Genomic DNA, 10,335 nt, shown 5'->3' on the forward strand with positions numbered 1-10,335 from the left:
GCAGACGATGACCACCCTGGCGCATGAGATTAATCAGCCGCTGAACGCGCCGCCATGCAGATAGAGGATCGCGCCGCCGTTGTCGCCATGCTTTGGCGCGACCACTTCGGCCGGCACGCCGCCCGCCGACGTGCGATAGCGGATCACGCCGCGCACCCCGGGCATCAGCGGCGACAGCAGTCGCACGGCGCCGCGCTGGATGCCGATGCCGAACGGCGGCCCCATCACCGAGCGGAACGCGACGCGCAGAAAGCCGCGCAGGAAACCGGCATTGAGCGCTTCGAACGCCCCTTTCGGTTCCGCGATGGCGATGCCGCCCGCATGACCTGCCGCGCCCGGCAGCGTACGCGTGAAGCGATACGCGGACAGCCCGGAAAAGCGCGTGAGCCATCGGTAAGACAGCGTGAAGCCGTGCCAGTTGGTGCTGTTGTGTCCGGCCGCATCCACGTACCAGCTCTTGCAGCCGGCCCAGACCGATTGCGCGAGGCGCTGCTGGACATGCGTGTTGAAGCGCCGGTAGCGGCCTTCGTCGACTTCGATCGCCGTCGCGTCTGCGCGCTGCATCGCGCGATAGCAGCGCATGACGTGCGCGATCTGGCTTTCCAGCATGTAGACGATCGAATTGTGGCCGAGGTTGGTATTCGGTCCGTACAGCATGAAGAAGTTGGGAAACCCCGGCACCGTGAGCCCGAGATACGCTTTCGCGCCGCGCCGCCACGCGTCGTTCAGGTCGAGCCCGCCGCGCCCGGCGATGCGCATCGGCGACAGGAACTCGGTGGCCGCGAAGCCCGTGCCGTAGACGATCGCATCGACGGCATGGTGCGTGCCGTCGGTCGTCTCGATGCCATGCTCGGTCACCCGGCGAATGCCCTGCGTGACCAGCTCGACATTGTCGCGGCTCATCGTCGCCAGATACTCGCTCGACAGCAGGATCCGCTTGCAGCCGATCGGGTAGTCCGGCGTGAGCTGCGCGCGCAGCCCGGCATCGGGAACCTGCCGGGCCAGCTGTTTGCGGAACGGCTGCCCGACCGCGTATTTCATCAGGCCGCTCAGGCGCGTGAACGCAATCGCGCGGGACTCGTAGCGCAGATAGATCGACGCGCGATGCAGCTTCATCGCCCAGGGCAGCCGCCTGAACAGCGCTTTTTGCCACGGCCGGTACGCGCGGTCGGGACGCGGCGTGATGTATGCCGGCGAGCGCTGGAACACGGTGAGCTTTCGCACGGTGCCGGCAATCGCCGGCACGAACTGGATCGCGGACGCGCCCGTGCCGACCACGGCGACGCGCTTGCCGGCCAGCGGATAGTCGTGATCCCAGTGCGCGGAATGGAACGCGTGGCCGCGGAACGTTTCCATGCCGGGCAGCTTCGGCAGCGCGGGCCGGCTCAGCTGGCCGGTGCCGCTGACGAGCATTGCTGCGCTCAGCTCGGTGCCGTCGGTCAGCGTGACGCGCCACAGCGCATGCGGCTCGTCGTAGCGTGCGCGCGCGACTTCGGCGCCGAAGCGGATGTGACGGTCGAGCGCATATTTGCGCATGCAGCGCCGCAGATACGCGTAAATCTCCGGCTGCGGCGCGAACGTGCGCGACCAGTTCGGATTGGGCTCGAACGAGAACGAGTACAGATGCGAGGGCACGTCGCACGCGGCGCCCGGATAGCAGTTGTCGCGCCATACGCCGCCGACGTCGTGCGAACGCTCGAGCACGACGAAATCGTGCACGCCGGCGCGCTGGAGCGCGATGGCCATGCCGATGCCGGCGAAGCCGGCGCCGATGACGATCGCCGTGAGCGGCGTGGCGGAGGTGGCGAGGCGGTCGGTGTCAGGCGATTGCATGGCAGGTTTCCTGCGAACGGGTTGACGAGGCGCCATCGACGTCGGCATGCGCCATCGAACGCACGCGGCTGACGCCGCGAATCATGTCGACCGCCTTCTCGGCGATCATGATCGTCGGCGCATTGGTGTTGCCGCCGATCAGCGTGGGCATCACGGACGCATCGACGATGCGCAGGCCTTGCAGGCCGCGCACGCGCAATTGCGGGTCGACGACGGCGTGTTCGTCCTGGCCCATCCGGCACGTGCCGACCGGGTGGTACACGGTATCCGTGCGCTGCCGCAGCACGTCGCGGATCTCGTCGTCGGTCGTCACGTTCCGGGTGAAGAGGTCGCGCGTGAGCCATCGGGCGAGCGCGGGCGCATCCATCAGGCGGCGTGTCAGCTTGAAGCCCGCGACCATGTCCTCGAGATCCTGCGCGTCCTGGAGGAATGCGGGATCGATCAGCGGCGTGTCGAGCGGGTCGGCGCTGCGCAGCCGCACCGATCCGTGACTGCGCGGGCGCAGCAGGCACATGTGGCACGACACGCCGTGGCCGAGATGGAACTTGCGTGCGTGGTCGTCGACGAGCGCGACGACGAAATGCAGCTGGATGTCCGGCGCGTCGAGGTCGGCGCGCGTCTTCAGGAAGCCGCCGCCTTCGGCGAAATTCGATGTCAGCATCCCGCGCCGCTCGCGGCGAAAGCGTGCGATTTCCCGCAGCAGGCGCATGCCACCGCCCAGCGACACGCCCGCCGTGTCGATGCTGCGCGTGCGGTAGCCAAAAATGAAGTCGGGGTGATCCTGCAGATTCTGGCCGACGCCGGGCAGATGCAGCAGCGTCCGGATGCCGAGGCGCTCGAGATCGTGAGCGGGGCCGACGCCGGACAGCATCAGCAGCTGAGGCGTCTGCAGTGCGCCGGCTGCGAGCACGACCTCGCGCCGCGCGCGGAGCGTGCGGATCTCGCCGTGCTGCAGCACTTCGACGCCGACCGCCCGAATGCCGTCGAACAGAATGCGCCGGACCTGCGCGTGCGTCTCGACGGCGAGATTGTCACGGCGGCCGAGATGTGGCAGCAGGTACGCGCGCGCCGCGCTGCAACGTTCGCCGTGCTTTTGCGTGACCTGGTAAATGCCGATGCCTTCCTGTTGCTCGCCGTTGAAATCGTCGGTCAGCGGCAGGCCGGCCTGCCGCGCTGCTTCGAGATAGCGTGCGTGGAACGGATTGCCGGTGCGCAGATCGCTGACCCACAGCGGGCCGTCGCGGCCGTGCCAGGCATCGTCGAATCGCTCGTTGTGCTCACTCAGGCGGAAATAGGGCAGCACATCGTCGTACGACCAGCCCGGATTGCCGAGCGCGGCCCACGTGTCGTAATCGCTTCGATGCCCGCGGATATACACCATCGCGTTGATCGCCGACGAGCCGCCCAGCGTCCTGCCGCGCGGCTGATAGCCTTTGCGGCCGTTCAGGCTCGGCTGCGGCACCGTCTCGAACGCCCAGTTGTTCAGGCGGGTCGGCAGCATCGCGACGGCGCCCGTCGGAATGTTCACGACCGGGGCGTCGCCGCGTCCGCCGGCTTCCAGCACGCAGACCGTCACGTTCGGATCCTCGGACAGCCGGCCCGCGACGACGCAGCCGCCGGAACCCCCGCCGACGACGATGTAGTCGAATGTCTTGCTCATGGAATCGTCTCCGGAAATATCGGGAAATCAGGCGATGCGCGACAGGATGCTGAGCAGCCGGTCGAAGGTCTTGCCGTACGGCGGATGGAACAGGCCGGTGCCGTTCCAGCGCGTCTGATGGAACACGGGCTTGTGCTTGCTGAACGTGTCGAAGCCCCACTTGCCGTGGTACGCGCCGATGCCGCTCGGGCCGACACCGCCAAAGGGCTGGTTTTCCTGCGCGAGGTGCCACAGACAATCGTTGACGGTGACGCCGCCGGACACCGTTTCCCGCAGCACGCGATCTCGGCGTGCGGCATCGCGGCCGAACCAGTAAAGCGCGAGCGGACGTTCCCGGCGGTTGACGCGCGCGATCGCATCGTCGAGATCCGCGTATTCGACGATCGGCAACACCGGGCCGAAGATTTCCTCGCGCATCAGCCGCGTCGTGTCGTGCGCGCCGATCACGAGCGTCGGCGGGAATTTCGGCGACGTATCGAAGCGCTCGCCGGCGGGATTGATCTCGATCACGCGCGCGCCGGCGTCGCGCGCTTCGCCGACCATGTCCGCGAGGCGCGTGCGGTGCCGGGCGCTGACGATCGCCGTGTAGTCGGGATTCGCGGCGAGCGACGGATAGTGCTGCGCGATCGCCTTCGACAGACGCGCGGCGACCGCTTCCGCCTGCCCGTTCGGCACGAGCAGATAGTCCGGCGCGATGCACGTCTGTCCCGTGTTCAGCAGCTTGCCGAACGCAACGCGTTGCGCGGCTGTGGCGAAGTCGCACGAGACATCGAGGATCGCCGGCGACTTGCCCCCGAGTTCCAGCGTGACCGGCGTCAGATTGGCGGCCGCCGCCTGCGCGACGTCGCGGCCGACGGCCGTCGAGCCGGTGAAGAACAGATGATCGAACGGCAGGCGTGCGAACGCCTTGCCTGTTTCCACATCGCCGCTCACGACGCTTAGTTCGCCGGGGTCGAACGCCTGGGCGATGCACGTTTCAAGCAGCGTCGACACATGCGGCGTCAGCTCGGACGGCTTGATCAGCACCCGGTTGCCGGCGGCAAGCGCGGCCAGCGCCGGCCCGAGCGCGAGCTGGAGCGGATAGTTCCACGGCGACACGACGCCGACGACGCCGAGCGGCTGCGGCGCGAGCCGGTTGTAGCCGGGACGGAAATGCAGGGCGGTCGGCACCCGGCGATTGCGCATCCACTGCTTCAGATGCGACCGCGCGTGGCGGATGCCGGTACGCACGACGAAGAGTTCGGCGAGCCGGGTTTCGTGCGCCGAGCGCCCGTGAAAATCCGCGTCGATCGCGCGCACGATCGCGTCTTCGTGCGTGTCGAGCAGCGCGAGCAGGCGATCGAGACGCGACAGGCGAACCTGCAGCGACGGATCGGATTCGCGCGCAAATGCCTGGCGCTGGATCTCGAAGCGCGCCGCGAGATCGGTCGGGCGACTCAGCAACATGGTGTCTCCTCCGGGGCAGTCGAAAAGGTCGTTCGGATAACGACTCGAATGACGCCGATGTTGCGTGCGGCGTGGGAAAACACCAATGCTGCGACGGGACAATTGTTTTAGTATTTGGGCCAACTCGGCTTTGACAGGGTTTGTCCGTATGAGCTTCTGGGATTTCACCCGGAGTCCCGCCGGCGCGAGGCTGCTGGTCGATTTCGGCGAGGAACGCGGGGTGCCCGGCGCGAAGCTGCTCGCGGGAACGGGCCTGTCGTCGGCGCAGCTGAACGACCCGAACATCGAGGTCACGGCGGCGCAGGAATTGCGGCTGACCGGCAACCTGCTGCGCTTGCTCGGTCATCCGCCGTACCTCGGCCTCGAGGCGGGGCTGCGCTATCACTTTTCGGCGTACGGCGTCTGGGGCTACGGACTGATCGCGAGCGCCACCGCCGGCGATGCGCTCGCGCTGGCGATGCGCTTCATACCGCTCACCTATGCGTTTACGGTGATCACATACCGCGAGGAGGGCGACTTCGGCGTCATGCGTTTCGGTGCGCCCGAACTGGCCCGCGACCTGAGCCGGTTCGCCGTGGAGCGCGACATGGCGGCCGCATCGGTGCTGCTCCGCGAGATCGGCGGCGAGGATTTCGTGCTGTCGCGCTTGACGCTGCAGGCCGAGCGCGCGGCGGCGACGCGTGGCGTCGCGCCAGGCGTGCCGCGCATCGGCGATGTCGAGCCGGAGTTCGGGGCGTGCTCGAACAGCCTGGTGTTCTCGCGAGCCTTTCTCGACCGGCCGCTGCCGCACGCGAATCCGATCACGGTGTCGATGTGCGAGCAGATGTGCCATCGTCTGATGGAGGCGCGGCGCGTACGCATCGGCACGGCGACGATGATCCGGCATTACCTGGAAGCCGCGCCGGGCACGACGCCACTGTCGCTCGACGACATGGCGCGGCTGCTGAACACCAGCACGCGCACGCTGAAGCGGCGGCTTCAGGAAGAGGGCACGACATTCCGGGCCTTGCTGGCGGAATCGCGCGGCGCGATGGCCGAGGCGTTGCTGGGCGACGATCGCCTGTCGCTCACCGATGTCGCGGAGCGGCTCGGCTTCAGCGACCTGTCGAGCTTTTCGCAGGCATTCAAGCGCTGGCACGGCGTTGCGCCGGGCGCGTTTCGAAGCGGCATGCTGCGCGGCAGGCCTGGCCGCTGAACCGGTCTGCAGGATGCGACGGCACGATTCGAAGAACAAGGGAGACAGCGTGGCGAACATCATGGATGCGGGCGCGCAGGGCGATTGCCGCGACGATGCCGGGCGGGACACCGGCATCGCGCCCGGCGAATGCGGCAGCCCGCACGAACCCGATCGCGTCGCGGCATGGTGGCTGGCGGTGCGGCTGTCGCTCGGCAGCGCGATTGCGCTCGGCCTCGCGCGGTTCTCCTACGCGCTGCTGCTGCCGCCGATGAAAGCCGACCTCGGCTGGAGCTTCGCGCAAGCCGGCGCGATGAACACCGCGAATGCGGCCGGTTATCTGCTCGGCGCGCTGGCATTTCCCTTTCTTTCGCGGCGCTGGACGGCCGGCACGCTGCTGGCGGCCGGATGCGCGGCGACGACCGTGCTGATGGCCGCGTGCGGCGTCGTATCGGACATGAACGTCCTGCTGGCGCAGCGGCTCGTGACCGGCATCGGCAGCGCGCTGATCTTCGTCAGCGGCGGCGTGCTCGCGGCGCGTCTTGCATCCATCGTGCCGCGCGATGCGGGGTTGCTGCTCGGCCTCTACTACGGCGGAACCGGCTGGGGCATCGTCGCGTCGTCCCTGCTCGTGCCGGCGACGCTGTCGCCCGGGCCGCGCGGCTGGCAGGCCGCGTGGTTTGCGCTCGCGTTCGCGTGCGTGCTGTTCGCCGGTATCGCGATCGCCGCCGCGCGACGCATCGAGCATGCCTATGCCGCGCCCGGACGATCGCGCGCGAGCGCCGTGCCGCACGGGCACGCGAGTGCGGCGCGCTTCGGTTTCGCGCTCGCCGGATACGGACTGTTCGGCGTCGGCTATATCGGCTACATGACATTCATCGTCGCGCTGCTGCGCGGAGCAGGGATGAGCGGCACGGTGGTGTCCGGCTTTTACGTGATGCTGGGCGTCGCGACGGTCGTATCGGCGCGTCTGTGGTCGGGGCTGCTCGACCGGATGCGCGGCGGCCAGGCGCTCGCCGTGCTCAACGCGCTGCTCGGCGTCGCGACATGGATGCCCGCGATGTTCGTGCACCCGGCGGCGGCCTGCGTGTCAGGCGTGCTGTTTGGCGCGACGTTCCTGTCGGCGGTCGCATCGACGACCGCATTCGTTCGCCACAACCTGCCGCCCGACGGCTGGGCGAAAGGCATCAGCGCATTCACTACCGTGTTTGCGTTCGGGCAGATCGCCGGGCCGGTCGCGATCGGCTGGGTGTCCGACAGCGCCGGGCTCGCGCGCGGGCTCGTGTATTCGGCGCTGATACTGTTCGCGGGCGCGGGGCTGGCAGCCTGTCAGCGCACGCTGATCCGCGCGGGCGCTTGATGCGGCCCGCAGTGTCAAGCGCCGCGCCAATGCGCGCGGCGCCGCCGGCGCCCCTCAGGCGGCCCGGCGCAATCCGGCCCAGCCCTTGAGCTTCGCGAACAGTCCGTACTGTGCGATCCATTCCGCGTACGCGCGATAATCCGGGTCACGCATCAGGTGCCGCTCTTCGGTTTTCGCGCGCAGGTAGTAGATCAGGTTGACCGCGACGAGGGCCGCGCAGTGCGCGAGCGCGATCTGCCAGCCGAGCGGCTCGACGAACGGCACCGAGATCATCCAGTACGACAGGTTCTTCGCGATGTAGGCCGGATGCTTCGTGAAGCGGTACGGCCCGGACGTGATGATGCCGCGGTTCGTCAGGTTCGAGAAGCGCAGGCCGAACGCGATCGTCGACATCGCATAGCACAGCAGGAGCGCGATGATCGTGGCGCCCCAGACGACGCGGATCGCCGGTACGGAAATCAGCCAGTTGTCCCAGAACATCGATCCCGCGTAATGGATGTAGTTGCTCGAGATCAGCGACCAGAAGGGCTGATAGCAGATCAGCGCGGCGAGCCAGCCGAGCGTCGTCGGTTCGGCGGAGCGCACGTGGCTGTCGAGGATGCGGAACGTGCAGAGATAGCCGACCGTGCCGAACATCAGGTCCATCGTGAACGACAGGTCGTACATGAAAACGAAGAGCGCAAGCGACATCGGCGCATGTACCGCGTTCGCGAGCGACGTGGTCAGGTGGTCGGCGTCCTTCGACAGATAGACGGTCATCAGCGGCAGAAAGAACGCCTTCACCATCCAGCCGGCGAGCAGCTCGCGCACCGGCTGCCAGCCGGCGGGCATGTCACCGCGGAACAGGAAGCGGCCCCACAGCAGGTATGCGTCGTCGGTCTCGCGCTGATGGCGGTCCATCCACGCGAAGTAGAACGGTGCCGCGACGATCACGTAGGGCGCGAGCGTGCGCAGCAGCGACCAGAACGGCATGTAGAAGTCGCCGTGATATTCGGGCAGCAGCCAGTACAGCATGCCGATGCCTGCATAGACCGACGCGAGTGCGCCGAGCCGCAGCGCGACACGGCCGATGCCGAGCGGACGCACGGCCTGCCGGGACAGGCCGGCGCTCGGGCGGAGGTAGACGCGCGAGACGAAGAGTTCGTAGATGGCGATCGTGCCGATGATCGCCAGACTCGCAATGACCGCGCGGCTCGCGCCGTCGAGTGCGGGCGGGTCGCGCGTGATCCACAGTGCGAAAAGGCCGGCGGCGATGCCGAGCAGGCCGGCGCGAAACGGGGTCGCCGAGCGCGGCGGGCGGTCGCGGACAGCGGCGACGTCATCGAGCGTGGAATTCATGGGATCCTCGTATGGATGATGCCGGCGCCGCCAAGCGGGCGCTGCCGGCAGGCGCCCGGGCATTGGAATGATTGGAGCCCGGACGCCTGACTTCGCTGCGGTTTACTTCCTGACCGCACCGCCGAGCAGGCCGCCGACCAGATTCGTCACCGGCGCGAGCAAATTCGTCGTGCCCGCCGTGCCGCTGCTCGAACTACCCGTCAGGCCGCCGGTGGCGGTACTCGTGCCGCTGCCCGATGGCGACGTGATCGTCGTCACGACGCCGCTCGGGCTGGCTGTGGTGACGGCGCCCGCGGCTCCGAGCGGCGACGCCAGTGCGCCGCCGAGAATGCCGACCGGGCCGTTCGTCAGCACGCCGGCGACGCTGCCCGTGGTGCTCCCCGCCGGCGTGTTGATCGTGCCGGTGAGATTGGCGCCGAGCGGCGTCAGCGTGTTGACGAGGTTCGTGACGGGCGCGAGCGGGCTGGTGCTGCCCGTGCCGCTGGTACCGCCGATCGAGCCAAGCGAGCCGAGGAGGTTCGTTACCGGTGCGAGCGGGTTGGTGCTGCCCGTGCCGCTGGTGCCGCCGATCGAACCGAGCGAGCCAAGGAGGTTCGTTACCGGTGCGAGCGGGCTGGTGCTGCCCGTGCTGCTGGTGCCGCCGATCGAACCGAGCGAGCCAAGGAGGTTCGTCACAGGTGCGAGCGGGTCGGTATTGCCGCCCGAACTGCCGCTGCTGCCGCCCAGCAGGCCGCCGACGCTCGTGACCGTGTTGCCGAGTTGCGTCACGCTCCCGCCAAGATCCTGACCGGCGGGGTTGTCCGTGCTGCCGGCGATCTGCGAACCGGCTGTGCCAAGACCGTTGCCGATCGTGGTGAGCAGGTTGGCGGCCGGTGTGCCGAGGCCGGTTGCCGTACCGGCAGTCTGCGTGCCGCCAGGCGTTTGCGCGCCGCCGGTCAATGCGACCGTGATCGGGTTGATCAGGCTGCTGACTTGCATCTCGAGCTGCTGTACCGGCGAGCCGCTCAGCACGTTGTTCACGCCGGAAGCCGTGGTGTCGACCACCCCGCCGACGGTATTGAGAACGCCGCCGACCGCCGAGGTCACCGGGGCGACCGGCGACAGCGGGCCGGCGCCGAGGCCTGCGACCGCATTGCCGACGTTGTTGACCGTGGCGCCGGCGCCGCTGAGCAGCCCGGTCGTGGACGTCAGCGTCGGGCCAAGCGGATTCGACGAGATGCCGACCGTGCCAAGGCCGCCCGCGACGCCGTTGCCGACCGATTGGATACCGTTGCCGAGACTCGTGACCGCATTGCCGAGGCTGGCGGCGGCAGGGTTGTCCGACGCGCTGCCGACTTGCACGCCGCCGTTCGCGACGGTGGTGCCGGTGGCCGTGACCAGGGTGCCGACTTGCTGGAGGATGTTGCCAAGCGGGGTGGCGCCGGAGGTGCCGGAAGAGCCGGAAGAGCCGGAAGAACCGGAAGAACCGGAAGAACCGGAAGAACCGGAAGAACCGGAAGAACCGGAAGAACCGGAAGAGCCGGA

General features: G+C 68.3%; 6 protein-coding genes and 1 pseudogene. 2 read left to right on the forward strand and 5 right to left on the reverse strand.

Features of this window, described 5'->3' with window-relative positions; genetic code table 11:
* Nucleotides 1-42: 42 nt before the first annotated feature.
* The 3 genes and pseudogenes from KH616_RS14925 to KH616_RS14935 form a co-directional block, all read right to left on the reverse strand.
* Nucleotides 43-1,833: pseudogene (locus KH616_RS14925) on the reverse strand (NAD(P)/FAD-dependent oxidoreductase); the annotation flags it as partial.
* The gene (locus KH616_RS14930; protein WP_292247421.1) at nt 1,820-3,493 is read right to left on the reverse strand and encodes a GMC family oxidoreductase N-terminal domain-containing protein; all 1,674 of its coding nucleotides are present in this window, start codon (nt 3,491-3,493) and stop codon (nt 1,820-1,822) included. The gene KH616_RS14930 and the pseudogene KH616_RS14925, both read right to left, overlap by 14 nt.
* A gap of 27 nt (nt 3,494-3,520) precedes the next feature.
* A complete protein-coding gene (locus KH616_RS14935) occupies nt 3,521-4,939 on the reverse strand; it encodes a coniferyl aldehyde dehydrogenase (protein ID WP_292247424.1) in 1,419 nt (472 codons plus the stop codon).
* A 148-nt stretch (nt 4,940-5,087) separates the two neighbouring features.
* On the opposite strand from KH616_RS14935, the gene KH616_RS14940 reads away from it, so the two are divergent.
* Nucleotides 5,088-6,134, forward strand: a complete 1,047-nt coding sequence (locus KH616_RS14940; protein ID WP_292247427.1) for an AraC family transcriptional regulator — start codon at nt 5,088-5,090, stop codon at nt 6,132-6,134.
* 49 nt (nt 6,135-6,183) lie between these two features.
* Entirely contained in the window at nt 6,184-7,473 is a 1,290-nt protein-coding gene (locus tag KH616_RS14945; RefSeq protein WP_292247430.1) for a YbfB/YjiJ family MFS transporter, read from the forward strand.
* A 54-nt stretch (nt 7,474-7,527) separates the two neighbouring features.
* On the opposite strand, the gene KH616_RS14950 is transcribed toward KH616_RS14945, so the two are convergent.
* Nucleotides 7,528-8,811, reverse strand: coding sequence for an isoprenylcysteine carboxylmethyltransferase family protein (locus tag KH616_RS14950; protein WP_292247433.1), 1,284 nt, complete (start codon nt 8,809-8,811; stop codon nt 7,528-7,530).
* A gap of 102 nt (nt 8,812-8,913) precedes the next feature.
* Complete coding sequence (locus tag KH616_RS14955; protein ID WP_292247436.1) at nt 8,914-10,152, reverse strand: collagen-like triple helix repeat-containing protein; 1,239 nt, start codon at nt 10,150-10,152, stop codon at nt 8,914-8,916.
* Nucleotides 10,153-10,335: the final 183 nt, after the last annotated feature.

Origin of the sequence: Burkholderia sp., from assembly GCF_018375725.1 — a bacterium.
Lineage (GTDB): Bacteria > Pseudomonadota > Gammaproteobacteria > Burkholderiales > Burkholderiaceae > Burkholderia.